At 70.8% G+C, this 22,723-nt stretch carries 32 protein-coding genes; 31 read left to right on the top strand and 1 reads right to left on the bottom strand.

Annotated features, from left to right (window positions below):
- The first annotated feature begins 503 nt into the window (after positions 1 to 503).
- From ACWEN6_RS25085 to ACWEN6_RS24945, 29 genes are all read left to right on the top strand, one after another.
- Positions 504 to 962 carry a phage terminase small subunit P27 family gene (locus tag ACWEN6_RS25085; protein WP_452573290.1) on the top strand — a complete coding sequence of 153 codons (459 nt, stop codon included), beginning with the start codon at positions 504 to 506 and terminating at the stop codon, positions 960 to 962.
- Complete coding sequence (locus ACWEN6_RS25080) at positions 934 to 2,679, top strand: terminase large subunit (RefSeq protein ID WP_452573288.1); 1,746 nt, start codon at positions 934 to 936, stop codon at positions 2,677 to 2,679. Before ACWEN6_RS25085 ends, ACWEN6_RS25080 begins: the two co-directional genes overlap by 29 nt.
- Before the next feature lie 24 nt (positions 2,680 to 2,703).
- Positions 2,704 to 2,925, top strand: coding sequence for a hypothetical protein (locus tag ACWEN6_RS25075; RefSeq protein WP_452573286.1), 222 nt, complete (start codon positions 2,704 to 2,706; stop codon positions 2,923 to 2,925).
- Positions 2,922 to 4,856 (top strand): phage portal protein, encoded by a 1,935-nt coding sequence (locus ACWEN6_RS25070; protein WP_452573284.1) that lies wholly within the window; start codon positions 2,922 to 2,924, stop codon positions 4,854 to 4,856. The genes ACWEN6_RS25075 and ACWEN6_RS25070 overlap by 4 nt, the downstream gene beginning before the upstream one ends.
- Positions 4,856 to 5,602 (top strand): HK97 family phage prohead protease, encoded by a 747-nt coding sequence (locus ACWEN6_RS25065; protein WP_452573282.1) that lies wholly within the window; start codon positions 4,856 to 4,858, stop codon positions 5,600 to 5,602. The genes ACWEN6_RS25070 and ACWEN6_RS25065 overlap by 1 nt, the downstream gene beginning before the upstream one ends.
- 14 nt (positions 5,603 to 5,616) lie before the next feature.
- Positions 5,617 to 6,939 (top strand): phage major capsid protein, encoded by a 1,323-nt coding sequence (locus ACWEN6_RS25060; RefSeq protein ID WP_452573280.1) that lies wholly within the window; start codon positions 5,617 to 5,619, stop codon positions 6,937 to 6,939.
- 67 nt (positions 6,940 to 7,006) lie between these two features.
- Positions 7,007 to 7,189, top strand: coding sequence for a hypothetical protein (locus ACWEN6_RS25055; protein WP_452573278.1), 183 nt, complete (start codon positions 7,007 to 7,009; stop codon positions 7,187 to 7,189).
- A 3-nt stretch (positions 7,190 to 7,192) separates the two neighbouring features.
- On the top strand, positions 7,193 to 7,723 hold the full coding sequence (locus tag ACWEN6_RS25050; RefSeq protein WP_452573276.1) for a hypothetical protein: 531 nt from the start codon (positions 7,193 to 7,195) through the stop codon (positions 7,721 to 7,723).
- Positions 7,720 to 8,055: a head-tail adaptor protein gene (locus ACWEN6_RS25045; RefSeq protein ID WP_452573274.1), complete on the top strand. Its 336-nt coding sequence runs from the start codon at positions 7,720 to 7,722 to the stop codon at positions 8,053 to 8,055. The genes ACWEN6_RS25050 and ACWEN6_RS25045 overlap by 4 nt, the downstream gene beginning before the upstream one ends.
- The gene (locus tag ACWEN6_RS25040) at positions 8,052 to 8,411 is read left to right on the top strand and encodes an HK97 gp10 family phage protein (RefSeq protein WP_452573272.1); all 360 of its coding nucleotides are present in this window, start codon (positions 8,052 to 8,054) and stop codon (positions 8,409 to 8,411) included. The genes ACWEN6_RS25045 and ACWEN6_RS25040 overlap by 4 nt, the downstream gene beginning before the upstream one ends.
- Positions 8,408 to 8,809, top strand: a complete 402-nt coding sequence (locus ACWEN6_RS25035) for a DUF3168 domain-containing protein (protein ID WP_452573270.1) — start codon at positions 8,408 to 8,410, stop codon at positions 8,807 to 8,809. Before ACWEN6_RS25040 ends, ACWEN6_RS25035 begins: the two co-directional genes overlap by 4 nt.
- Before the next feature lie 9 nt (positions 8,810 to 8,818).
- On the top strand, positions 8,819 to 9,232 hold the full coding sequence (locus ACWEN6_RS25030; RefSeq protein ID WP_452573268.1) for a phage tail tube protein: 414 nt from the start codon (positions 8,819 to 8,821) through the stop codon (positions 9,230 to 9,232).
- Between the two features lie 9 nt (positions 9,233 to 9,241).
- Entirely contained in the window at positions 9,242 to 9,754 is a 513-nt protein-coding gene (locus tag ACWEN6_RS25025; RefSeq protein WP_452573266.1) for a hypothetical protein, read from the top strand.
- Complete coding sequence (locus ACWEN6_RS25020) at positions 9,754 to 10,134, top strand: hypothetical protein (protein ID WP_452573264.1); 381 nt, start codon at positions 9,754 to 9,756, stop codon at positions 10,132 to 10,134. Before ACWEN6_RS25025 ends, ACWEN6_RS25020 begins: the two co-directional genes overlap by 1 nt.
- A complete protein-coding gene (locus ACWEN6_RS25015) occupies positions 10,131 to 10,481 on the top strand; it encodes a phage tail assembly protein T (protein ID WP_452573262.1) in 351 nt (116 codons plus the stop codon). The genes ACWEN6_RS25020 and ACWEN6_RS25015 overlap by 4 nt, the downstream gene beginning before the upstream one ends.
- A 35-nt stretch (positions 10,482 to 10,516) precedes the next feature.
- Positions 10,517 to 13,135, top strand: a complete 2,619-nt coding sequence (locus tag ACWEN6_RS25010; protein WP_452573260.1) for a phage tail protein — start codon at positions 10,517 to 10,519, stop codon at positions 13,133 to 13,135.
- A gap of 34 nt (positions 13,136 to 13,169) precedes the next feature.
- Entirely contained in the window at positions 13,170 to 13,418 is a 249-nt protein-coding gene (locus ACWEN6_RS25005; RefSeq protein ID WP_452573258.1) for a hypothetical protein, read from the top strand.
- Positions 13,415 to 13,804, top strand: a complete 390-nt coding sequence (locus ACWEN6_RS25000; protein ID WP_452573256.1) for a hypothetical protein — start codon at positions 13,415 to 13,417, stop codon at positions 13,802 to 13,804. Before ACWEN6_RS25005 ends, ACWEN6_RS25000 begins: the two co-directional genes overlap by 4 nt.
- The gene (locus ACWEN6_RS24995; protein ID WP_452573254.1) at positions 13,804 to 14,247 is read left to right on the top strand and encodes a hypothetical protein; all 444 of its coding nucleotides are present in this window, start codon (positions 13,804 to 13,806) and stop codon (positions 14,245 to 14,247) included. Before ACWEN6_RS25000 ends, ACWEN6_RS24995 begins: the two co-directional genes overlap by 1 nt.
- Positions 14,248 to 14,257: 10 nt before the next feature.
- The gene (locus tag ACWEN6_RS24990) at positions 14,258 to 14,767 is read left to right on the top strand and encodes a hypothetical protein (RefSeq protein ID WP_452573252.1); all 510 of its coding nucleotides are present in this window, start codon (positions 14,258 to 14,260) and stop codon (positions 14,765 to 14,767) included.
- A gap of 13 nt (positions 14,768 to 14,780) precedes the next feature.
- Positions 14,781 to 16,577 carry a LamG-like jellyroll fold domain-containing protein gene (locus ACWEN6_RS24985; RefSeq protein ID WP_452573250.1) on the top strand — a complete coding sequence of 599 codons (1,797 nt, stop codon included), beginning with the start codon at positions 14,781 to 14,783 and terminating at the stop codon, positions 16,575 to 16,577.
- 21 nt (positions 16,578 to 16,598) lie between these two features.
- A complete protein-coding gene (locus tag ACWEN6_RS24980; protein WP_452573248.1) occupies positions 16,599 to 18,431 on the top strand; it encodes a hypothetical protein in 1,833 nt (610 codons plus the stop codon).
- Complete coding sequence (locus ACWEN6_RS24975; protein WP_452573246.1) at positions 18,428 to 18,850, top strand: hypothetical protein; 423 nt, start codon at positions 18,428 to 18,430, stop codon at positions 18,848 to 18,850. Before ACWEN6_RS24980 ends, ACWEN6_RS24975 begins: the two co-directional genes overlap by 4 nt.
- A gap of 224 nt (positions 18,851 to 19,074) precedes the next feature.
- Positions 19,075 to 19,389, top strand: coding sequence for a hypothetical protein (locus tag ACWEN6_RS24970; protein WP_452573244.1), 315 nt, complete (start codon positions 19,075 to 19,077; stop codon positions 19,387 to 19,389).
- A gap of 7 nt (positions 19,390 to 19,396) precedes the next feature.
- Complete coding sequence (locus ACWEN6_RS24965) at positions 19,397 to 19,609, top strand: DUF7620 family protein (protein WP_452573242.1); 213 nt, start codon at positions 19,397 to 19,399, stop codon at positions 19,607 to 19,609.
- The gene (locus ACWEN6_RS24960; RefSeq protein WP_452573240.1) at positions 19,590 to 19,925 is read left to right on the top strand and encodes a putative phage holin; all 336 of its coding nucleotides are present in this window, start codon (positions 19,590 to 19,592) and stop codon (positions 19,923 to 19,925) included. The genes ACWEN6_RS24965 and ACWEN6_RS24960 overlap by 20 nt, the downstream gene beginning before the upstream one ends.
- Positions 19,915 to 20,724 (top strand): peptidoglycan recognition protein family protein, encoded by an 810-nt coding sequence (locus ACWEN6_RS24955; protein WP_452573238.1) that lies wholly within the window; start codon positions 19,915 to 19,917, stop codon positions 20,722 to 20,724. Before ACWEN6_RS24960 ends, ACWEN6_RS24955 begins: the two co-directional genes overlap by 11 nt.
- Positions 20,721 to 21,101, top strand: a complete 381-nt coding sequence (locus tag ACWEN6_RS24950; RefSeq protein ID WP_452573236.1) for a hypothetical protein — start codon at positions 20,721 to 20,723, stop codon at positions 21,099 to 21,101. Before ACWEN6_RS24955 ends, ACWEN6_RS24950 begins: the two co-directional genes overlap by 4 nt.
- 90 nt (positions 21,102 to 21,191) lie before the next feature.
- Entirely contained in the window at positions 21,192 to 21,392 is a 201-nt protein-coding gene (locus ACWEN6_RS24945) for a hypothetical protein (protein ID WP_452573234.1), read from the top strand.
- Positions 21,393 to 21,474: 82 nt separating this feature from the next.
- Here the strand turns inward: ACWEN6_RS24945 and ACWEN6_RS24940 are convergent, their stop codons facing one another.
- Positions 21,475 to 21,732 carry a GntR family transcriptional regulator gene (locus tag ACWEN6_RS24940; protein ID WP_452573232.1) on the bottom strand — a complete coding sequence of 86 codons (258 nt, stop codon included), beginning with the start codon at positions 21,730 to 21,732 and terminating at the stop codon, positions 21,475 to 21,477.
- 203 nt (positions 21,733 to 21,935) lie between these two features.
- On the opposite strand from ACWEN6_RS24940, the gene ACWEN6_RS24935 reads away from it, so the two are divergent.
- Both ACWEN6_RS24935 and ACWEN6_RS24930 read left to right on the top strand, forming a co-directional pair.
- Entirely contained in the window at positions 21,936 to 22,202 is a 267-nt protein-coding gene (locus tag ACWEN6_RS24935) for a hypothetical protein (RefSeq protein WP_452573230.1), read from the top strand.
- Positions 22,199 to 22,468 (top strand): hypothetical protein, encoded by a 270-nt coding sequence (locus tag ACWEN6_RS24930; RefSeq protein ID WP_452573228.1) that lies wholly within the window; start codon positions 22,199 to 22,201, stop codon positions 22,466 to 22,468. The genes ACWEN6_RS24935 and ACWEN6_RS24930 overlap by 4 nt, the downstream gene beginning before the upstream one ends.
- The last annotated feature ends 255 nt before the right edge of the window (positions 22,469 to 22,723 follow it).

The following is a 22,723-nucleotide window of genomic DNA, read 5'->3' as shown; positions in this document are numbered from 1 at the left end:
GGCGAGGCTGACATGCCCACATCCCCGCCCAGCCCCTGCACCTGGAAGGGCTGGCCCCCATGCCCCACCCTCGTGCCAGGTGGCGGCCGATGCGAACAGCACATCCCGCCCCGAGCCAAGGACGACAGACCCAGCGCAGCACAGCGCGGCTACGGCTCGGCATGGCAGACCAGCGTCGCCGGCTTCCTGCTGCAGCACCCCGTGTGCGCCGACTGCGGAGGACAGGCCACAGTAGGCGACCACGACCCCGTAGAGCGCGCCGAACTGGTCGCCATGGGAGACCCCGACCCTGACGCCTGGCACCACCTGGTGCCCCGCTGCGGGCCCTGTCACAACGCGAAGACCGCGCGAACCCGCCCCGGTGGATGGAACCGGCGGCCGACGACGACGGACCGACCGACCCGGTAGGGGGGTCAAGATCCCTGGAGGAGGGGTTCCGGACCGTCCGGGTGGGTGACGCACACAGATGATCAAGCTGGGGACTCCCCTTGGAGGTGAGGCCGATGCCATCACCCAAGCCTCGGCCCGTTGCGCTGAAGCTGGTGGAGGGCGCGCGCCCCGGGCGGGACTCGGGCGGCCGGAAGGTCAAGGACACCGCGGCGTTCCGCCGGCTGCCCCCGCAGGCGCCGTCGTGGCTGCCGGATGAGGCGCGCGCGGAGTGGGAGCGGGTCGTGCCGGAGCTGACCCGGCTGGGCCTGCTGAAGGAGATCGACCGGGCGGCGCTGGCGGCGTACTGCCTGACGTGGGACCGGCTGGTGTCGGCGCAGCAGGAGATCGCCCGCGACGGGCTGCTGCACACCAACAGCCAGGGCCGGACCCGGCACCCGGCGGTGGCGATCGTGGAGGCCGCCTCCAAGGAGCTGCGCGCGTGGGCGGCGGAGTTCGGGCTGACCCCCTCGGCGGAGCAGCGGGTCGGCGGAAAGGGCGAGGGCGATGGGGAGGACGACAACCCGTTCGCCTGACGTCGAGCTGCCCGACGCTGGCGAGCTCGCCAGGCTGAAGCTGTCCCCCGAGGTGGCGTGGTATCTGCTGTCGCGGGGGATCCCGCTGCCGGACTGCCCGCCGAGGTGGAAGACCCCCGAGCCGCGCAACCTGCCCGGCGCCCGGTTCGACCCGGCGCGGGTGGACAAGGTGCTGGCGGCGTTCGGCAGGCTGCGGCACACCCAGGGCGAGTGGGCGGGCCGGCCGCTGAAGCCGGACCCCTGGCAGGTGGCCTACATCCTGGCTCCGGTGTACGGGTGGGTGCGGCAGAACGACCGCGGGGTGTGGGTGCGGATCATCCGCACCGAGTACGTCGACATCCCGCGTAAGAACGGCAAGACGACGCTGGCCGGTGGGCAGGCCGCGTATCTGACGTGCGCGGACGGCGAGCAGGGCGGTCAGGTCATCGCCGCGGCCGCCGGCAAGGACCAGGCCGGGTACTGCTTCGCACCGGTGAAGCTGATCGCGGAGAAGTCGCCGTTCCTGGCGCCGCACGTGAAGTGCACCGCCAGCAAGATCGTGCACAAGCGGTCAGGGTCGTACTTCACGGTGGTGTCGTCGGTGGCCGACCTGCTGCACGGCGCGAACGTGCACGCCGCGGTGATCGACGAGTTGCACATCCACAAGTCGCGCGACCTGGTGGACGCGTTGGAGACCGGCACTGGCGCCCGCGCCCAACCGCTGATCATCATCATCACCACCGCGGACGACGGCCGGCGCGGCACGATCTACGCCGAGAAGCGGCACTACTGCGAGCAGCTGGCGCGCGGGGCGCTGGTCGACGCCACGTTCTACGGCGTGGTGTGGGCGACCGAGGATGACGACCAGTACGGCGAGGCGCCGTTCCTCGAGGAGACCTGGCGCAAGGCCAACCCCGGGTACGGCATCTCCCCGACGCGGGAGTTCATGCGGGCCGAGGCGACCAAGGCCCGGCAGTCGCCGGCGAACCTGGCCCGGTTCCTGCGCCTGCACCTGGGCATCCGCACCAAGCAGGAGTCCCGCTACATCACCCTGGAGGTCTGGGACCGCAACGCCGGCCTGGTGGATGAGACCGCGCTGCGCGGCCGCGCCGCCTACGGCGGGCTGGACCTGTCGCGCACCCACGACCTGACCGCGCTGGCGTGGCTGTTCCCCGACGAGGGCGGCGGCTACGACGCGCTGTGGCGCATCTGGGTGCCCGAGGCGCGCATGCCCGACCTGGACAAGCGCACCGCCGGTCTGGCGAGCGTGTGGGCCCGCGAGGGCCTGCTGCAGGTGTCCTCGGGCGACGTCATCGACTACGAGCTGATCAAGACGCAGATGCGGCTGGACCTGGCCGCGTTCCAGGTGGCCGAGGTCGGCTACGACCGGTGGAACGCCACCCAGCTGATCACCGACATGACCGGCGAGGGCGCCCCGATGGTGCCGATCGGCCAGGGGTTCGCCTCCATGTCGCCGCCGATGAAGGAGCTGGCGACGCTGCTGCTGCGCGGCACCGCCGAGCGGCCGGTGTTCCGGCACGGCGGGCACCCGCTGGTGCGGTGGATGGTCGACAACCTGGCGGTGGCGATGGACGCCGCCGGCAACTACAAGCCGGACAAGCAGAAGTCCGGCGACAACATCGACGCCGTCTCGGCGATGGTGACCGCGCTGGCCCGGGCGATGCTGCGCCAGGTCGTCCGCTCGGCCTATGAGGACCACGACGTCGACACCGCCTGACACCCCGCAGACCAGGAGGTGCCCGTGTTCGCGTTCTGGCGCACGATGGCCCGTCGCCGCGTCGTGGTCTCCCTGGTCGACGGCACCGCCTTCACCGGCATCATCTGGGCCCGCCGCGGCCCGCTGCTGGTGCTGCGCGACGCCCAGCTGCTCGCAGCCGACGGGCCCACCGGTGTGGACGGCGAAGTCGTCATCGAACGCTCCCGGGTGTCGTGGGTGCAGGTCCTGCCGGGAGGTGGCGCGTGACGTTCGTCGTCTCCGAAGGGCAGCTGCGCCGGCTGGGCGAGTCCAGCAGCGCCGCCCCGGCCTACCGCGTCCAGCTGTCGGACACCCTGACCCAGGACTATGCGACCATCTGGCGCACCCAGCCCGCGGTGCGCACGGTGGTGGACTTCCTGGCCCGCAACATCGCCCAGCTCGGCCTGCACACCTTCGAACGGATCTCCGACGTCGACCGGCGCCGGCTGAGCGACCACCCGCTGAGCGTGCTGCTGGCCCGGCCCAGCCCGCGCACCACCCGCTACCGGTGGATCGACACCCTGGTGCACGACATCGGCATCTACGACGTCGCCTACCAGCTCAAGCTGAAGGCCGACGACGGCCGCCCGGGCGCGCTGCTGCGCCTGGACCCGCGCAAGGTGACCCCGCTGGGTGATCTGATGTTCGGCGCCGAGCGGTTCCGGCTGAAGGGCAAGCACGGCCAGCGCGACTTCCCCGCCGACCAGGTCATCCACTTCCGCGGCTACAACCCCGACGACGCCCGGGTGGGCACCTCGCCGATCGAGACGCTGCGCCAGCTGCTCATCGAGGAGTACGAGGCCGGCCGGTACCGCCAGCAGATGTGGCGGTCGGGGGCACGCATGTCGGGCATCATCACCCGCCCGGCCGGCGCGAACTGGTCCGACGGCGCGCGCCGCCGGTTCAAGGAGGGCTGGCGGTCGCTGTACGCCGGGGACGGCCCGGAGGCCGGTGGGACGCCGATCCTCGAGGACGGCATGACGTTCGAGAAGGTCGCCTTCACCGCCGAGCAGGCCCAGTACGTGCAGGCGCGCAAGCTGACCCGTGAGGAGGTCGCCGCGGCCTACCACATCCCGCCGCCGATGGTCGGGCTGCTGGACAACGCCACGTTCTCCAACATCACCGAGCAGCACAAGCAGCTCTACCAGGACACCCTCGGCCCGTGGCTCACCATGATCTCCGAGGAGATCCACCTGCAGCTGCTGCCCGACCTGGACGACTCCGGCCAGGTGTATGTGGAGTTCAACCTGGCCGAGAAGCTGCGCGGATCCTTCGAGGAGCAGGCCGGGCAACTGCAGACCGCCGTCGGCGGGCCGTGGCTGACCCGCAACGAGGCCCGCGCCCGGATGAACCTGCCGCAGATCGACAGCGCGGACGAGCTGATCGTGCCGCTGAACGTGCTGACCGGCGGGCAGGCATCCCCGACCGACTCGGCGCCGCCCGAGGCCGCGCCCAAGGCCCGCCGCGTCAAGGCGCTCCACCTGACCGCGGTCAAGGCGATGGCCGGGGACGACCTGGTGGAGCAGGCCACCAAGCTGCTGACCGAGTTCTTCGAGCGGCAGTCGCGCAGCGTGCTGTCGCGGGCCGGCGCCGACACCTCGCTCACCGTCGAAGATCTGTTCGACGTGCCGCGGTGGGCCAAGGAGCTCACCTCGATCCTGGCCCAGCTCAACACCGACATCGCCGAGCAGGTGCTGGCCAAGCTGCAGCAGGTGCTGGAGGTCGACCCGGGCACCCTGACCGTCGCCGCGATGGTCGGCTGGCTGGAGGCCAACGCCGCCGGCGTCGCCGAAGGGGTCAGCGCCACCACCGCGGCGCAGATCGCCCTGGCGCTGGCCGAGACCGACCCGCTGGAGGCCATCAAGACGGTCTTCACCATCGCCAAGGGCTCCCGCGGCCCGCAAATCGCCCGCACCCAGGTCACCGCGATCAGCGGTTTCGCCACCGAGGACGCCGCCAAACGGGCCGGCTACACCCACAAGACGTGGCTGACCACCCACCCGCGGCCGCGGCCCAGCCACGCGGCGCTGTCGGGCCAGAAGGCCGCCGTCGGTGAGCTGTTCTCCAACGGCGGCCGCTGGCCCGGCGACCCCAAGCTCGCCCTCGACGAGCGGGCCGGATGCACCTGCGACATGACCCTGACCCGCGAGGAGAGCTGATGCGGATCAAGACCTGCCCAGTCCACATCAAGGCCGCGGGCACCCACGAGGGCACCGACGAAGGCGTGTTCGAGGCCATCGTCGCCACCTACGACCTCGACAGCGTCGGAGACAAGATCATCCCTGGTGCGTTCGCCGGCACCCTCGCCGACTGGAAGGCCGCCGGCAACCCGATCCCGGTGCTGTGGTCGCACATGTCCCACGACCCCGACTACCACATCGGCGAGGTGCTCGAGGCGGAGGAACGCGGCGAGGGCCTGTGGGTCAAGGCGCGCCTGGACCTGGACGCCCCCAAGGCCGCCCAGGTGTACCGGCTGCTCAAAGGCAGGCGGGTCACCCAGTTCTCCTTCGCCTACGACGTCGAGGACGGCGCGTATGTGGAGGAGAAGGACGCCGACCCCTACTACGAGCTGCGCAAGCTCAAGCTGTACGAGGTCGGCCCCACCCTGGTGGGCGCCAACCAGAACACCGACCTGCTCGACGTCAAGGCCGCCCTGGGCAAGGCCGGCCGCGTGCTGAGCACCAAGAACGAGTCCCGGTTGCGTGAGGCCGCCGGGCTGATCCGCGACGTGCTCGCGGAACTCGACACCACCCCCACCGACGAAGGCAAGGCCACACCGCCCCCGCCGGCCAAGACCGAGGACCCCGCCCGGGGCAAGGTCGACGAGCCCGCCCGGCCCGGTGCCGCTGACGACCTGTCGGCGCTGGACGCGTTCGACCTCGAACGCGCCCTCCACTCCCTGTAGAAGAGAGGACAGCCATGACCCGGCTGCAGCGCCTCCAGGAGGAGGCGAACACCGCCGCCAAGGCGGCCCGCGAGATCGCGGAGAAGGCGCAGGCCGAATCCCGCGCCATGACCGACGCGGAGCGCGGCGAGTTCGACGGCCACATGGCCAAGGGCCGCGACCTGCTCGCCCAGATCCGCGCGGCCAAGGCGGACGAGGCCGTGCTGGACCAGGCCAAGGCCCTGGCCGATGAGCTCGGCATGGACGGCGCCAAGGCCGATTTGGACGCCCAGAAGGGCATCCTGGTCCCCGGCTCGGCCCGCGTCCCGCTCGCCCAGCAGGTCGTCAAGTCCGCGCAGTTCACCGCCATGATGGGCGCGTTCGGCACCGACGAGTTCGGCCGCAAGCACATCCCGGAGCGGCAGCGCGTCCAGTCCGACCCGATCCAGGTCAAGGGGCTGTTCGTCGGCGGATCGGCCACCAGCGCCGGCGCGTTCGTCGTCCCCGACCGCACTGACATCGTCGAGCCGCTCGGCCGCAGGGAGCTGCGCCTGCGCGACCTGATCTCGGTGCGGCGCACCGGCTCCGACACCGTCGAGTACGTCGTGCAGACCTCCCACACCAACGCCGCGGCGCCGGTGGCCGAGGCGACCAGCTCGGCCGCGCCGACCGCCCCCGGCACCGCCGGCGCGCTGGTGCTCGACGCCAACGGCGGCTACAAGCCCGAGGGGGCGTGGGCGTTCCAGCGCAAGACCGCCACCGTCAAGACGATCGCCGAGTGGGTGCCGGCCACCAAGCGCGCCCTGGCCGACGTCGCCCAGCTCGAAGGGCTCATCAACGACGAGCTGGAGGCCGACCTGGCCGAGACCGAGGAGACCCAGATCCTCAGCGGGTCCGGCTCAGGGGAGAACCTGACCGGCATCCTGTCCACCTCGGGCATCCAGACCCAGGCCAAGGGCAGCGACACCCTGTTCGTCGCGGTCCGCAAGGCGCTCACCAAGGCCCGCACCGTCGGCCGGGTCGCCCCCAACGGCATCGTGATGAACCCCGCCGAGGTGGAGAAGGTCGACACCGCCGTGGACGGCCAGACCCGCTTCTACGGCCAGGGCCCCTTCGGGATCGGCCCGCGCACCCTGTGGGGCGTCCCGGTGGTGGAGTCCGAGGCCATCTCCGCCGGCACCGCGCTGCTCGGCGACTTCTCCAAGGCCGTGCTGTGGGACCGCGAGCAGACCACGGTCACCATGACCGACAGCCACGCCGACTTCTTCATCCGCAACCTGGTGGCCATCCTCGCCGAGGAGCGGATCGCGTTCGCCGTGACCCGGCCGACCGCGTTCGTCACCGTCACCGGCCTGTAGACCCGTCGGCCCGCCCACACCCTCGCCGGGCGGGCCGACGCCACCACCTGCACGAGAAGGGGACACCATGGATCTCAAGCCGTACCGGGTGCGGATCAACAACACCGAAACCACGCTCCTGCTGTCCGAGGAGGACGCCCGCGAGCGCGGCCTGACCGCCAAGGACCTGGCCGCCGACGAGCAGGGCGACACCAGGAAGGCGGCGCGCCCGGCGAACAAGGCCGCGGCCGCCGGCGACGACAAGGGCTGACCCGTGGCACCACTGGCCACCGTCGACCAGCTCGGCACCTACCTGGACGCACCGGTCACCAACACCGCGCGCGCCGAGATGCTGCTGGAGGCGGCCTCCCAGGCGGTGCGCGACTACTGCGGGTGGCCCATCTCCCAGACCGGGCCCGAGACCATCACCGTGGACGGCAGCGGCGGCCGCGTCCTGCAACTGCCCGCGCTGCACGTCACCGACATCACCGCCGTCACCATCGACGATGTCGAGCTCGCCCCGACCGCCTACCGCTGGTCGGTGATCGGGCTGGTCAAACGCCTGGACGGCGGATGCTGGCCCGACACCTACCAGTCGATCGGCGTCACCTGGACATGCGGCTACGACCCGATACCCGCCTCCATCCTCGAGCTGGTGTGCGCCGCGGTGGCGCGCCGCCTGCCGAACCCGTCCGGGCACGCCGCCGAATCGATCGGCGACTACGCGGTCACCTACAGCAAGTCCGACAAGGTGGTGCTCAGCGGCGCCGACACCGCCCTGCTCGACCACTACCGGCTGCCATGAGAATCCCCGACCGGCTTCTCAACCGGACCCTGCAGGTACGGCGGCCGCACACCACCGGCGACGGAGGCGGCGGCCAGGTCACCACCTGGCAGGCGGCCGGCACCGTCCGCGCCCGCCTCTCCCAGCCCACCGCGGTGGAGCGGGAGACCGGCGACCAGTACGGCGCCGACCTGACCTACCCGGTGTACCTGCTGCCCGAAGCGGACGTCCGCCGCGGCGACCAGCTCATCGACGGCGAGCGGGTGCTGCTGGTCACCGAGGTCTACACCCCCTCCGAACCGGTCTACCTGCGCGCCGACTGCCGGCGGCGGCAAAGCGAGGAGGACGCGTGAAGATCGACATCGACGCCGGCCCCCTGCGACGGCAGCTGTACCGGATGACCCACGACATCGACGAGGCCGGCGCCGAGGTGGCCCAGGAGTGGGCCGACCACGTGCAGGCCCTGGCCGTCGCCGACGTGCGGGTCGACACCGGGTTCCTGCAGGCCCACATCGACAAGCGGGTCTCGGCGACCAAGATGACCGCCCAGGTGGGCGTGTTCGACAAGGACGCCTACTACGGCACGTTCATCGAGCGCGGCACCGAGTCCATCACCGCTGATCCGTTCCTGGAGCCGGCCGCCGAGGAGGGCAACGACCGGCTGGAGGAGTTCACCCGCCGCGCGATCGACAGGCACCTACCCGGATGAGCGCGATCTGGGCCGTGCAGCGCGCGGTGTACGCCCGCCTCGCCGGGGACGCCGACCTCGGCGCGCTGATCGCCGGGGTGTTCGACGAGGTCCCCGAGGCGAAGGACAACCCCTACGTGGCGTTCGCCGAGATCACCGAGAAGCCGATGGACACCCACGACCGCAAGGGCTGGGAGGTCCTGGTCACGTTGAACGTCTGGTCGGCCTACCGCGGGTTCGGCCAGTCCGCCCAGATCCTCGGCCACCTGGACCGGCTGCTGGACCGGGTCGAGCTCGAGGTGGACGGCTGGGAGCTGGTCAGCATCGCCCGGGTCGCCAACGGCGTGCGCCGGGTCGCCGACCCCAACCTCAGGCAAGGCCAGGCCCGGTACCGGGTCTGGCTCACCGAACCCAGATAGGAGATCGACATGTCCGGTGTGGACGGGTACGGCTGCCAGCTGCAGCGGTCCGACATGCAGGTCAGTCCGGTGTTCACTTCCATCGCCGCGGTGGCCAACATCGGCGGCCCGGAGATGGAGCGCGAGGCCTACGACGCCACCCACCACTCCTCGCCGAACGGGTGGCGGGAGTTCGTCGGCGGGCTGAAGGACGGCGGCGAGGTCAGCCTGGAGCTGCGCTACGACCCGCGGCTGCATGACGTGCTGGTCGGCGACTTCGACGACGACGAGCCGCGCGACTACCGGCTGATCTGGCCGGCCATCACCGGGGCCCAGTGGGACTTCAAGGCCATCATGACCGGGTTCTCCCCGGAGGGACCCCACGACGACCTGCTGACCGCCGAGATCACGCTGAAGGTGACCGGCCAGCCGGTCATCTCCTAGGAGGATCGCGTGTCCCTGGATACCAAACTCATCGTGGCTCTCACCGCCACGCAGGCCAGCACGCTCGACCTGGCCTCGGCCCAGGTGCCGCTGAGCGTGCGCCAGGTCCTGGAGCTCACCAGCGGCACCGGCGCCGGCAAGGCCGACCTGGTGTTCTCCGACCGCCGCACCGTCGCCGCCTCCAGCAGCGATTCCCTGGACCTGGCGGCCGGCCTCACCGACGCGCTGGGCACCTCCCTGACCTTCGCCCGCATCAAGGCGATCCTCATCGTCGCGGCCAAGACCAACGTCAACAACGTCGTCGTCGGCGGCGCCGCGTCCAACGGGTTCGCCACCGCCTTCGGTGACGCCACCGACAAGATCGTCCTTCGTCCCGGCGCTCTGCTGGCACTCGCCGCCGGCCAGGCCGACGCCACCGGCTACGCCGTCACCCCCTCCACCGGCGACCTGCTGCAGATCGCCAACTCCGGCGCCGGCAGCGCCGTCGTCTACGACATCGTCCTGATCGGAGCATCCGCCTGATGGCCACCAGCACCACCGACAAGCCCGCGACGGGGTACCTGACCCGCGACCAGATCCTGGCCGCCGACGACCGCGTCTACGAGGACGTGCCCGTCCCGCAGTGGGGCGGCACCGTGCGGGTCCGGTCGCTCACCGGCCGCGAGCGCGACAAGTTCGAGGCCGGCCTGCTGGACAAGTCCGGCGCCCCCCGCGTGCTGGGCGCCCGCGCCAAGCTCGCCCAGCTGTCCATGGTCGACGAGCGCGGGCAGCTGGTGTTCGGCGAGGAGGACGTCCGCGCCCTGTCGCTCAAGAGCGCGGCCGCGCTGCAGCAGGTCTTCGAGACAGCTCAGCGCCTGTCCGGCCTCACGGATAAGGACATGGAGGAACTCGAGGGGGAATGAGGCGCCGCCCAGAGCGGCGCTTCGCCTTCCGCCTGGCCTCCCACCTGGGGATGACCGTGGGCCGGCTGCTGGCCGAGATCTCCTCGCGCGAGCTGACCGAGTGGATGGTCTACGAGAAGATGACCGGCCCGCTCGGCCCGGTCCGCGGCGACTACCACGCCGCGCAGATCACCACGAACCTGCTCAACGCCAACCGCGGCAAGAACAAACGCGCCCTGCGCATGGAGGACGTGCTGCTGCGCTGGGACGCCAGCGAGCCGGTCGCCCCCGAGGAGCTGTACGCCAAGGCCCGGAGGATCAACGCCGTCCTGGGCGGCGCCGACGCTCAACCCGCCCCGCAGGACTGACGACAACTCCATACAGCACCGCCAGGGGGTGAGACATGGCCACCCTCAAGAGCCTGCTGGTCAAGCTCGGCATGGACACCAAGCAGTTCAAGTCGGGGGTCAACCAGGCCCTGGGCGGCATGGACTCCCTGGTGGCCCGGGCGCAGAAGTTCAACGGCGTCGCCAAAGCCTCCGGCATGGTCGCGCTGGCCGGCGGGGCAGTGCAACTCGGCGCCGCGCTGGCTCCGGCGGCCGGCGCGATGCTGGCGATGCCCGCCGCCATGGCCGCCGTCAAGGTCGCGACCCTGACCGCCAAAGTCGGCGTAGAGGGCATGAGCACGGCCCTGGGGGCGCTGGCCACCGGGGACGCCAAGACCGCCAAGGCCGCCCTGGACGCGCTCTCCCCCTCGGCGCGCGCCTTCGCGACAGAGGCGGGCAAGTTCATCGGCCCCCTGAAGTCCGCGCAGTCGGCCATCCAGGAGACCCTGTTCGCCGGACTGAGCAAGCAACTGTCCGGCCTGCTTCCCGTGCTGCCCGTCGTCAAGGGCGGCATGGTGGGGGTGGCAGGCGCGCTGAACGGCATGGCCAAAGAGGCCATCAAGACCGCCACGACGCCCATGTTCAGCGGCGCGCTATCCAAGATCTTCACCGGGACGACCGGGGCGCTCAACACCCTGAAGGGCGCGGTCGGCCCGCTGGTCACCATCGTGCTCAAGCTCGCCACCGCAGGCATCCCCCTCATGCAGCGCATGGCCGGGTGGGCAGTGGCCGGCGCCAAGACCGCCGCCGCGTTCCTCACCTCCAAGGAGGGCGCCGACAAGCTCGCCGGCGTGGTCCAGCGGGCCGGCGACACCCTGGCCGCCCTCGGCCGGATCGCCGGCGACATCGGCACCGGGCTGATCAACATCTTCAAGAACGCCGGCCAGGGCAGCGGCGACCTGCTCGCGACGATCGAATCCCTGACCTCGAAGTTCGCCGCCTGGTCGCAGTCGGCGCAGGGCCAGCAGCAGATCGCCACGGTGTTCTCCCTGCTCGGCCAGGCCGCGCGTTCGCTCGGCTCCGTCCTGCCGGTCCTGGTCGGCCCGCTCGGCGCGATCGCCTCGGTCCTGACCTCCCTGCCGGCGCCCGCCCAAGAGGTGGTCGCCAAGGTGCTCGCCTTCACCGCGGTGGCCGGCACCCTCGGCGCCAAGCTCGGCCCGGCGGTGTCCGGCATCCGCCTGCTCGTCGACGGCATCGGCAAGATCGGCCCAGCGGCCCAGGGCCTGGCGTCCGCGGGCGCGTGGCTCGGCAAGATCGGGGCCGCCGCGGTCACCGGCACCGCTCAAGCCGTAGCCGCGCTCGGCCGGTTCGTCGCCTCCGCGGCGGTGGCAGCGGGACAGTTCGCCGCCCAGGCCGCCCGGATGGTCGCCTCCATGGCGCTCACCGCGGTCCGCGTGGTGGCCGGCTGGGTGCTCATGGGCGCGCAGTCCCTGCTGCAAGCCGCCCGGGTCGCCGCCGCCTGGCTGATCGCCATGGGCCCCATCGGCATCATCATCGCCGCGGTGGTCGCCCTGGTGGCGCTGATCGTCGCCAACTGGGACACCATCAAGTCCGCCATCGCCGCCGCCTGGGAGTGGATCAAGGAAAAGACGGTCGCCGTCTGGAACTCGATCACCGAATGGTTCTCGAACTTCTGGTCGGCGCTGAAGGCCGTCTTCCAAGCCCACGTCGAATGGGTCCGCAACCTGATCGCCCGGGTGTGGGCAGCGATCCAGCAGACCAACGCCACCATCTGGAACGCGATCAAGTCCTTTTTCACCGGGCTGTGGAACGGCATCAAGTCGATCTTCCAGGGTGCTGTTGACGCGGTGAAGTCGGTGATCGACGGCGCGTGGAACGTGATCAAGACCGGCACGAAACTCGCCTGGGACACCGTCACCAAGTTCATCGGCGACGCCTGGACCAAGATCAAGACCGCGGTGACGACCGGCATCTCCAACGCGATCACCCTGGTGAAGGGCCTGCCCGGCAAGATCCTGTCCGCCCTCGGCAACCTTGGCAACCTGCTGCTCTCGGCCGGAAAGGACCTGATCAACGGCCTGATCAACGGGGTCAAGGCCATGGCATCCAAGGTCATCGACTCGGTGAAGAAGGTCATCGGCGACGCGATCCAAGGGGCCAAGAACCTGCTCGGCATCGCCTCGCCGTCGAAGGTGTTCCACGAGATCGGCGGCGACGTCATGCTCGGCTTCGCCAACGGCATCAAGTCCGGCGAGGGACACCTGACCGCCACGTTGGACGGCGTCATCTCCGCCACGATGAAGAAGGCGAAGAAGAAGATCGCCCAGGTGCTCGGCGGCAACGAGACCGCCGACCTGTTCGGGGTCAACGCGGCCGACGGCGAGATCGCCCGCCTGCTCGGCGGCGCGAAGTTCGGCCTGGACGTCAAGGCGATCAAACCGCCGCCGGCGCCCGACCCGCCCAAACCGCCGCGGCGCAGCGACCCCAACGACGTCACCTACGACCGCAACCCGCCCAAGAACCCACCCGGGTCCGTCGAGCCCTCCTCCTACGCCGGAGGCGGGCAGCCACCGGTCGTCGTCCACGTCCACGACCCCGTCATCCGCGAGGACGCCGACATCGATCGCATGGGCTCACAGATGGGCCTGCAGTACTCGATGCGCGGCGCCGTCTGACCACCCCCCACCAGCACAGGAAGGCGGTTTCGCCATGGGCATCCAGCCGTACACCATGGCCGATCTGAAGCGGCTGCGGTCGCTGCAGTTCGACCCCGGGCGGTCCCGCCCGCAGCGCAAGGAGTTCCGGCGCGGCCTGCGCATGGTCCGCCTGGTCCGGTGGCGTACCGACTCCGGCGCCCTGGTCCTCACCCGCGAGCACTGGCACAAGGGCGACCACAAGGACGTCACCGTGCGCCCCGCCGTCGTTCGCGGGTCGCTGATCTCTGGAGGTGGCCGGTGAGGCTACGAGGCAGGGCACGCGCGGAGCGGGAGCTCGAAGCGGCGTGCGATGACGAGTTCGACCAGCTTCAGGCCGCCAAGGACGCGCACACCGAGGAACCCACCGAGGACTCTCGGGCGGCCAAGAAGCAAGCTATGGCGTCCTACGCCGAGACCCGCAGGTGGCTGCGCGCCATCGATGCCATCGCCAAGGCCGAACGAGACGGCGACGGCGAGCGGCTCGCCCAGCTCCAGCGCGACCATGGCCCGCTCATCGCCGCCATGGAGGCGCTGTCCGGTACCACCGTGTCCGGGCAGCCGTCGGCCGACCCGGTGCCCGAGGGATCGGTCGCCGTCACCCCGCCCACCATCCGCGCACGCGCCCGCGCGAGCCGAGGAGGTTCCTGATGGGTTGGACCGCCAGCGGCCTCATGGGGGCCACCCAGGTCGACCAGTGGGACCCGACCGCCCTGGCGATCGACCTGACCGCCGAGGACGGCAAGGCCGCCTTCTGGGGCAGCTCGATCACCCCCAACTTCAACACCGACACGGCCTACAACGCCGCGCCGTGGAACAGCGGCCAGTCCTCCGGCGCCGGGTACACCGCCGGCGGGCCGACGGTCACCGGCACGACCCTCGTCGCCTCCAGCGGGGTCATGGTCTACGACTACGACAACATCTCCATCCCCAACAGCACGATCATCGCCGAGGGATACATCAACTACTGGCCGAACAAGTCCAACCGCATCTTCCTCGCGGTGTGGTTCGGGGCCCCGCTCGAAACCCAAGACGGCACGTTCCTGGTGACCAACGACCCGTCCGGCGTCGCGCGCCTCGACTACACCCCATAGGGAGGGACGCGTGGCCACCGTAAGGCAGGACCTCCTCCCCGAGGAGGCGCAGTTCGCCGCGTCGGCGTTCCCGGCGTTCGATCGCATCCAAGGCACGAACTTCCCCGTCACCAGGTTGCTCTACGACGCGAGCGCCGACGAGAAGGCGTACTTCAAGCTGGAGGCGCTCGGCTACGGCTCGGGTAACTGGACCGTGGACATCATCTGGTACGCCGTCAACGCGACCACGGGCACCGTCCGCTGGGAGGTCGCGCTGGCCGCGATCACCCCCGAGTCGGACAGCCAGGACGTCGAGACCAAGGCGTTCGCCACGGCCGTCGCCGTCGATGACGCCCACCTCGGCACCACCAGCAAGCGCCTACACAAGGCGACGGTGACGATCTCCAGCACATCCCTCGACAGCGTCGCCGCCGCCGACGAGGTGTGGCTCCGGGTGTCCCGGCTCGGCTCACACGCCAACGACAACCTCGCCAACGACGCCGCGCTGTCCTCGGTCCGGCTCTCCTACTCCGACACCTGATAGGCGGTGAGTCGTGGCGGTCAGGTTCTCCAGCACCGGGCAGGAGTACACCAAGACCCTGACCTGGGGCGCCATCACCCAGTACTCGGTCACCTGCTGGGTCAAGATCTCGACCGACACCAACGACATCGCCGGCATCTGGTCGCTGGACGACGGCAACAGCTCGGGCTTCGGCAACACCTACCTGCGCACCGACACCGACGGCACCACCTTGCAGTTCCGCGACTCCAACGCCGGCACGGTGCAGGGCGCCCGGGCCATCACCGTCGGCACCTGGTACTACGTCGGCATCTCGGTGAACGGCGCGAACGGCACGATGCTCACCCGCGCCGCCGGTGACACCAGCTTCACGGTGTCCACCTGGACGAACGGGTCGAGCAGCGTCACCGCGACGAACCTGCGCATCGGCAAGCCGGTGTACGACAACCGGCAGCTCAACGGCTGTATCGCCGCGCTCAAGATCTGGGGCGCGACGTTGTCGCAGTCGGAGCTGGAGGCGGAAGCCTTCCAGTACATGCCCGCCCGCGCCACCTCCGCGCCCGACGAGCTGCGCGCCTGGTACCCGTTCGTGCGCGCCGAGACCACCGACTATGGCGGCGGCGGGCGCACCCTGTCCGGCGGCACCGGCGCCACCACCGAGGACGGGCCGCCGATCGCCTGGCGTCTCGGCCGGCGCAAGGCCCGCATCCCCGTCGCCATCCCCGCCGAAGCCACCCCCGGCCCCGTCAACGCGCCGTGGACGGTGCCGGCGCCGGCCGTGTCGCTGGGCACCGGCACCGGCCCGGCGCCCGTCGGCGCGCCGTGGACGATCCCCGCTCCGAGCGTCTACACCGGCGACCCGGTCACCCCCGTGGATCCGCCCGTCGTCTCGGCCGCCTGGACGATGCCCGCGCCCGCTGTCGAGGCGTTCAAGAACGTCACGGTGTCCCCCGCGCCGATCGCCGCCGCCTGGGCTGTGCCGGCCCCCACGGTGATCGTCCCGGTGAACCCCGGCGACGACCTCGACGGCCACGCCCAGCTGTCCTACAACGGCTTCAAGATGGGCGGCTTCACCCGCTACCAGTGGCTGGACCTGATCGGCGCCGGCGTCGACCTGCCGCCCATCGACAACGGCAACGTCGACAACCCCTCCAGCCACGGCGCCATGTCCGGCCGCAAGCTCGCCAAGCCCCGGATCATCGAATACCAGCTGAATATCCGGGCACCCGCCGGCCAGATCCACCAGGCCGCCCAGGACTTCCTCGACGCGCTGCCCCTGGCGGAGGCCGACGAGGAACTGCCGCTGGCCATCCAACTCGGCGATGACATCCGCGTCATCCAGGCCGCGGTGACCAACCGCGCCGCGCCCGTCGAGCAGGCATGGCGGTTTGGACTGGTGAAAGCCATCGTTCAATGGACGGCCGCCAACCCGCGGCTCTACTCGCGGGAACTCAACTCCGCGACGATCCCCGACGGCGGGACGGTGGGCGTCTTCAACACCGGCAACACGACCACCCATCCGCTGATCCGCTGCCCCGGACCGGCCAACGGGCCGGAACTGGTGATCGAACGGACGCTCGCCGACGGCACCGAGGACGTGCGGGTCATCGGGTTCGACCTGGAGGTACCGGCGGGCCAGAACCTCATCATCGACCCGTTCAACGGCACCGCGGCCATCGGCGACGACTCCAAGATCCGCGCGCTGACCACCGACTCCAACGTCGGCGTCCCGGACTGGGTGCTCGGCCGCGGCTCCTCGTACATCACCTACACCACCGAGACCGGCACCGCCCCGGCCGCAACTGCGCTATGGCGCCACGCGTGGATCTGACCCTGACGGGAGGTAGCCGGCGTGCCCGCTGATGTGCGCGATGTCACGGCCGTCGTACATGAGGGCTCGGGCAGTATCCCTCGCCCGGCCGTCGCCGCGGGCGACGTGATGTTCCTGTTCGCCAGCACGTGGGTCGACCCCCTGGGCGAGCTCGGCCCGCCGTCGGGCGGCTGGGGGACGCCGATCGTCGACCAGGTCGGCCTCGACAACGGCGGCGTCCGGGTGTGGCGCAAGACCGCCACCTCCTCTGAGCCGGACGAGTACGACGTCCCCGCGCCGGAGGAATTCGCGGACGTCACCCTGGCCGTGCTCACCGTGAAGGGCGGCGACCCCTCAGCCGTCCAGGTCGACGTCCGCCAGCTGACATTCGTCACCGACACGGCCCTGACGCCGGCCATCACCCCGGCCACGGCCTCCAGCCTCGACGTGCGGTTCGTCTCCGCCGTCCCCACTGGCGGCACCCCCGCCGACCACATCGGCGTCCCGGCAGGGTTCACCGAGCAGGCCATCCAGGACTCCAGCGTCTTCTTGGTCTCGACCCTGGCGACCCGCGCGCTGGTGTCGTCCGAGCCGCTCCCCATCGTGGCGTTCCCGGCCATCGACGGACAGGTGCGCTCCTACGTCGGCGTCACCATCATCGTCGGCTCCAAGACCAGCGTCGGCGGTGGCGGGACACCCCCGACCCCGCCCGGATTCCCGTCGTTCACCCCCACCCGGGGCAACACGACGATGCGCTACACCGTGCACGACTACCTGACCGGCGAGTACCGCGGCGACCTCGACAAGCTCGACCAGGTCCACATGGACCGGCGCGAGGACGAGGCCGGCGCCTGGACCGGCTTCGTGCCGATCGCCAACCGGCGCGAGGCCCGGAAGCTGTATGAGATCGTCCCTCTCGACCCGACCGACCTGTCCACCGGGCCCGGCCGGCTCGTGGTGCACTCCTGGCGGTCCGGCGAACTCGTCGGCGCGAACTGGCTGCACACCGCGATCCCCGCCAAGTCAAGCAAGCTGGGCCTGGGCGTAACGCTGCAGGGCTCCACGCTGGACGCCTACATGCAGTCCGTCGCGCTCACCGAAGACGTCGAGCTGGACGGCGACCAACTCGACGTCGCGCGCGCGTTCATCCTGCACATGGCCGCCGACCCCCGCTCCAACCCGGGGTTCCAGCTCGCCGGCGGAACCTCCGGCGTTGTTCGGCCGCTGGTGGCGAACGTGGACGATTTCTACGGCAAGGTCTTGCGCGACTACGCGCAGACCCATGACGGGTTCGCCTACGTCTCCAACCCCACCCTGGTCGGCGGGACGATCCAGCGGCGCATCGACTTCGGGTCTCCGCACATGGTGCTGGACGAGGAGTACGTCTTCACCGAGGGCTACCACGGCGGCGAGGTCACCGAGTGGAAAGAGATCTACAGCGCGCTGCAGGGCGGCACACGGTTCCGCGCCATCGGCGGCACACCGGAGGCCGAGGACGCCACCCAGACGACCGTCCCCATGCGGTCCTCCCTCATCGAGGCGACAGGCCACCTCCTCGCGGGATGGCCCCTCATCGACCAGCGGCCCCAGCACCCCCTCGCATCCACCGACATGACCGAGCTGGAGCGGTACGGCACCTACTACGCCAGGCGTACGGCGGGCGTCACACGCGTCTTCTCGGCCAACGTCGTGCTCGGCAAGGGCGCGGCGTTCAACTTCAACGGCATCGGCGCCATGATCCGCTTCGTGCTCAACGACGACTGGTTCGGCAACGCCCAGCGCGCCCGCCGGCTCATCGGCTACGGCTTCACCCCGGCCACCCGCAGCGACGGCAAGGACATGCTCGAACTCATCATCGCTGAGGAGGCCGCGTGAAATTCGACCCCTACGCCACCCAAGGCCCCGACCTTGTCCGGCTCGTCACCCAGCTACGCCGCGACCTGGACCGGCTCACCGCCCAGGTCACCACCGTCACCGGCGTGCCCATCACCCAGGCCAGCACCGCCTTCTTCATCCCCCTGACCGGTGACCCCGGCACGCCGAGCGGTGGCGCCGTCCTCCAGTTCGATGGCTCGGTGATCCGGGTGCACACCCCGATCGGCTCCTACTCCACGCTCCCGGAGATCCCGCAGGCCGCGGCCGTCGACCCGGCCCCGGCCATCGTCTCGGGTGACGGGCCGGCCACCTACAACAGCACCTGGGGCCACAACATCTGGGTCGGCCTCACCGGAGTCAAGGACGCGCACAACGCATTGAGAATCTCCTTGATCAACGCGGGCCTGCTGGACTCCTGACCCGGCCAATCGTGCCGCCCGTGACGGCTCGGGCGCGGGCGGCACTCGCACCTTCACGAGTCGTGCCGCCCGGTCCCTCATCTCCGTCCGGGCGGCACCCGAGCCCTACCCCCACACACGTGCCGTCCGCGCCCTTGGGCACCCCGATGTCGGTGAAGGGACTCAACGCACCGGGGAACGCGCGCGGGCGGCACCCCTCATACACCTGACGAGAGCGGTGATCGATGGACTGGGTACAGCTACCCGTCGTACAACTCGGGGCCCTCGGCCTGCTCCTGGTCGTCCTCGGCATGGTGTTCACCGGGCGGCTCATGCCAAAGCCCTACGTCGACAAGCTGCTCGCCGTCCTCGAAAAGCGGATCGAAGAGAAGACCTCCGAGGCCAGCGAATGGAAGGCGGCCGCCGAGTCGACGACCGCGGCCAGCCGCGAATCGGTGGCGCAGATCGGCGAACTGCTGCAGACGGCGCGCACGACCAACGCGATCGTCGAGTCGCTGGCGCACCACGGCGGAGAGGAACGCGATGTGGTGGCGCCGTAGACGACACATGCAGGTGGAACCCAGCCCGGAGGCGCTGCGGCGCATCGAGGAGGCCCGGCGCGCGCGCGAGGAAGCCGAGCAGCGGCTGGCCGAGGTGTGCGACCGGTGGCCGGAGGTGCACGAGGTGGTGGCGAAATCTCGCCGGCATTTGGAGCGCAACGGGTTCGCCGAGATGTTCCGGCGCGCGGTGAGGGGGACCGGTGATCCATCCGCTGGGTAGCGCCCTGGTGCTGCTGTGTGCGGTCCTCGCGTTCACCTGCGCCGTCTTCTACGGCTGCTGGTTCCGCTGGTGGACCTCAGAGGAGGGCCGCCACCTGTTCGCCTTCATGGGCGTGATCGCTCTGGTTCTCGGCATGTGGACCGCGCTGCTGCTGTCCGGCGGCACCGCTTGGCAGGACCGCCCGGCCACCCCGATGGAGTGGGCGCGGCTGGCACTGGCGGCGGTCGCCGCGATCCTCGCCGACAGGCTCCGTCTGCTCATCAAGGGCAAGCGCAACGACGTCCGCCGACGGAAGGGGGCCCGCCGTGGCCATTGACCTGGTGACCCGCGCCCAGTGGGGCGCCCGCGCCCCCAAGGGCTCCTACAGCACGCTGCGCTCCACCCACGGGGTCAAGGTCCACTACACCGGCGGCCGGGTGGACCCGGGCGTGGTGGACGACCACGACCGGTGTGTCCTCGCCGTCCGGGCCATCCAGCGCATGCACATGGACGGCAACGGCTGGTTGGACATCGGCTACTCGATGGTGGCCTGCCCGCACCGCAAGGTGTTCGTGGGCCGCGGCCCCGGTCACCTGCCGGCCGCCAACGGCCCCGGGCTGAACAGCGACCACTACGCCGTGCTCGGCCTGGTCGGGAACGCGGGCCTGGTGCAGCCGCCCGACGGGATGCTGCTCGGCATCCTCGACGCCATCGACTACCTGCGCGCCCACGGCGGCGCCGGCCACGAGATCAAGGGCCACCGCGACGGATACGCCACCGACTGCCCCGGCGGCCCGCTGTACGCGTGGGTGAAGCGCGGCGCGCCCCGGCCGGGTGTCACCCCCTCAAAGCCCGCCCCAAAGCCGGTGGACGGCGACGACAACCCCGTCCCCGAGTACGTGCGCGAGCTGCGGCTGAAGATGCCGATGATGCGCGGCGACGACGTGGCCACCTGGCAGCGAGGCGCCCGCCGGTTCGTGCCCCCGCTGGACGTGGACGGGGTGTTCGGCGCCGACTCCAAGCGGGCCGCCGAGACCGTCCAGCGCACCGTCGGCATGCCCATCAACGGCGTGGTCGACGCCGAGACCTGGCTGCTCACATGGGTGTGGGAGCCGGAACCGAAGGAGAAGAAATGAGGCTGACCAAGCCTGTCCTTGCCGTGGCTGCGCTCGCCCTGGTCGCCCTGCCGACCGTCGGCGCCAGCGCCGCGGCGACCGCCACCGAGCCCGCCAAGGCGTACGGCGGCTGCGTGTCCAAGAGCACCGGGTACCTGCGGGTGCTCGAGCGGAACAACCTGGCCAAGAGCTCGGCCGGCGCATGCAAGTCCACCGAGCGGCGCATCACCCTGCCGTCGGTCACCGGCGTGCCTGCGCTCCCGACCAAGCTCGTGTTCAGGAAGCCCGCGGGCACCGACTCGTGCACCAAGGTGACCGCGCAGTCGACGTCGGCGACGTGGACGTTCTCCTGCACCTTCACGCCGGCGCCGAGTCCGTCCCCGTCGCCGGCTTCCTAACCGGCGACCCCGCCCCGCGCTCGAGGGCGTGGAGCACACCACCCCGAGTCCCGGCCGCTATCCGGCGGCCCTGTCCTCCCTGGAGAGGCCATGCTCAAGATCGGTTCTGTGGCCAAGGCCATCGTGTCCGGCGCCGCCGCTGGCGTCGCAGCGCTCTACACCGCGAGCGGCGACGGCGTCATCGTCACCGGCGAGTGGGTGACCATCGTGCTCGCCGTGCTCGGCGCCCTCGGCATCACCTACGTCGTCCCGAACGCCGCCCAGTCCGACCGGCGCGAGGTGATCCGCTAGTTCCCCAGGCTGCGGATCGCCTCGGCACGCCCCCGCTCCCTCCCACGCGGAGGGGGCGGGGGCGCTTCCGTCATGCCCGGGGTCAGTCCTTGGCGGCAGGCCAGGACTCCTCCGCCGCGACGAAAGTTCCTCTGCCCATCACGGTGGTCACCCAGCCCTGCTCACCGAGGAGACGGATCGCGGCGCGGATGGTGTTGCGGGAGACGTCGAACTCCTCGCCCAGGGCGGCCTCGGACGGGATGGCGCGGCGCGGAACGTAGACGCCGGTTGTGATCCGCTCGGTGATGACGGCCGCGATCTGCCGGTAGATCGGTTCGGGCCCGAGCAGGTCGATGCTCACATGCTCGACCCTAGGTGACCTGGGACGATGCTCCCTGGGTAGGTACAGGTGGTGACAGGTAGGTACAGGCGGGCGTACCCTGTCGCTCATGGAGAGTCACAAGGCTGTCACTCAGCGTGGAGTGTGGGTCGCGTGACGTGGCGGGCCCGCCGGGTGTGCTACCACCGCGACGGGCCCTTGATCAGGAATCGAGGTCCTGACCCGTGGACAACCTTAGGCCCCCCACCCTGGAAGAGACGGCGACCGGCTGGCGGATCTTCCGCAGTGACCGCGGCCGCTACTGGGCGACCCGCGAGCGCCGGTTCGACGAAGCCGCCGAGAAGGCCGGCGCGTGGCGCACGGTCGACGGCGACGACCTGCCAGGCGTGTGCATGCGCATCGCCGCCCAGGAGGCCCTCGCGGAGATGGCGCCGAACCTGGCAGCCCTCGCCGCCATCGAAGAGGCGATCGAACTGGCTCGGCGGCCGTGAGCGAGGGCGCCTGCTGGCATTGCCTGCTGAAAGACCTGAAGGTCGAGTGGCGGCCGTCTGTGACGCACCCCAAGGCGCTCGCCGGCTACGTCTTCGCCGCCAAGGTGTGCGCCGTCTTCTACCGCGGCGGAAGCATGTGGGAGGGCAAGGGCTTCTTCGTCCTCGGCGACCAGTACCCAGCCAAGGTGCACTACTCCCGCGAGGCCGCCGAGTGGTGGTGTGTCGAGCAGGTGCGGTTGTGGTTCGGCCAACTTGACCACGACTGAGCCCCCGCCCGGCCTGGCAACCGTCGCCGAGGGCCGGGCGGGCAGGGCGCGGCGGCACACATCCACCCTCGCCGGGTGTATCGGGGTGTGCCGTCGCGCCCATCCATGCGCGCGCACGGCTGCGCGTGGGCTGCGCGCGCACAAGATTTGATCTTGCTGCCACGGGGTGCCACGGCAGGGTGCCACGCCCTCGACCGACGGGTGCCACGAGGGGGCCACGAAGGGGTGCCACGATCCGTGGCACCCCTTCTGACC

The organism is Sphaerisporangium sp. NPDC004334 (genome assembly GCF_053602655.1).
This window is presented reverse-complemented; position numbering and strand designations above follow the sequence as displayed.

Bases quoted from the DNA above. Each gene is read 5' to 3' on its own strand.
- ACWEN6_RS25085 (WP_452573290.1), top strand. From the start codon at position 504: ATGCCATCACCCAAGCCTCGGCCCGTTGCGCTGAAGCTGGTGGAGGGC.
- ACWEN6_RS25080 (WP_452573288.1), top strand. From the start codon at position 934: ATGGGGAGGACGACAACCCGTTCGCCTGACGTCGAGCTGCCCGACGCT.
- ACWEN6_RS25065 (WP_452573282.1), top strand. From the start codon at position 4,856: ATGCGGATCAAGACCTGCCCAGTCCACATCAAGGCCGCGGGCACCCAC.
- ACWEN6_RS25060 (WP_452573280.1), top strand. From the start codon at position 5,617: ATGACCCGGCTGCAGCGCCTCCAGGAGGAGGCGAACACCGCCGCCAAG.
- ACWEN6_RS25055 (WP_452573278.1), top strand. From the start codon at position 7,007: ATGGATCTCAAGCCGTACCGGGTGCGGATCAACAACACCGAAACCACG.
- ACWEN6_RS25045 (WP_452573274.1), top strand. From the start codon at position 7,720: ATGAGAATCCCCGACCGGCTTCTCAACCGGACCCTGCAGGTACGGCGG.
- ACWEN6_RS25035 (WP_452573270.1), top strand. From the start codon at position 8,408: ATGAGCGCGATCTGGGCCGTGCAGCGCGCGGTGTACGCCCGCCTCGCC.
- ACWEN6_RS25030 (WP_452573268.1), top strand. From the start codon at position 8,819: ATGTCCGGTGTGGACGGGTACGGCTGCCAGCTGCAGCGGTCCGACATG.
- ACWEN6_RS25020 (WP_452573264.1), top strand. From the start codon at position 9,754: ATGGCCACCAGCACCACCGACAAGCCCGCGACGGGGTACCTGACCCGC.
- ACWEN6_RS25015 (WP_452573262.1), top strand. From the start codon at position 10,131: ATGAGGCGCCGCCCAGAGCGGCGCTTCGCCTTCCGCCTGGCCTCCCAC.
- ACWEN6_RS25010 (WP_452573260.1), top strand. From the start codon at position 10,517: ATGGCCACCCTCAAGAGCCTGCTGGTCAAGCTCGGCATGGACACCAAG.
- ACWEN6_RS25005 (WP_452573258.1), top strand. From the start codon at position 13,170: ATGGGCATCCAGCCGTACACCATGGCCGATCTGAAGCGGCTGCGGTCG.
- ACWEN6_RS24995 (WP_452573254.1), top strand. From the start codon at position 13,804: ATGGGTTGGACCGCCAGCGGCCTCATGGGGGCCACCCAGGTCGACCAG.
- ACWEN6_RS24970 (WP_452573244.1), top strand. From the start codon at position 19,075: ATGGACTGGGTACAGCTACCCGTCGTACAACTCGGGGCCCTCGGCCTG.
- ACWEN6_RS24965 (WP_452573242.1), top strand. From the start codon at position 19,397: ATGCAGGTGGAACCCAGCCCGGAGGCGCTGCGGCGCATCGAGGAGGCC.
- ACWEN6_RS24950 (WP_452573236.1), top strand. From the start codon at position 20,721: ATGAGGCTGACCAAGCCTGTCCTTGCCGTGGCTGCGCTCGCCCTGGTC.
- ACWEN6_RS24945 (WP_452573234.1), top strand. From the start codon at position 21,192: ATGCTCAAGATCGGTTCTGTGGCCAAGGCCATCGTGTCCGGCGCCGCC.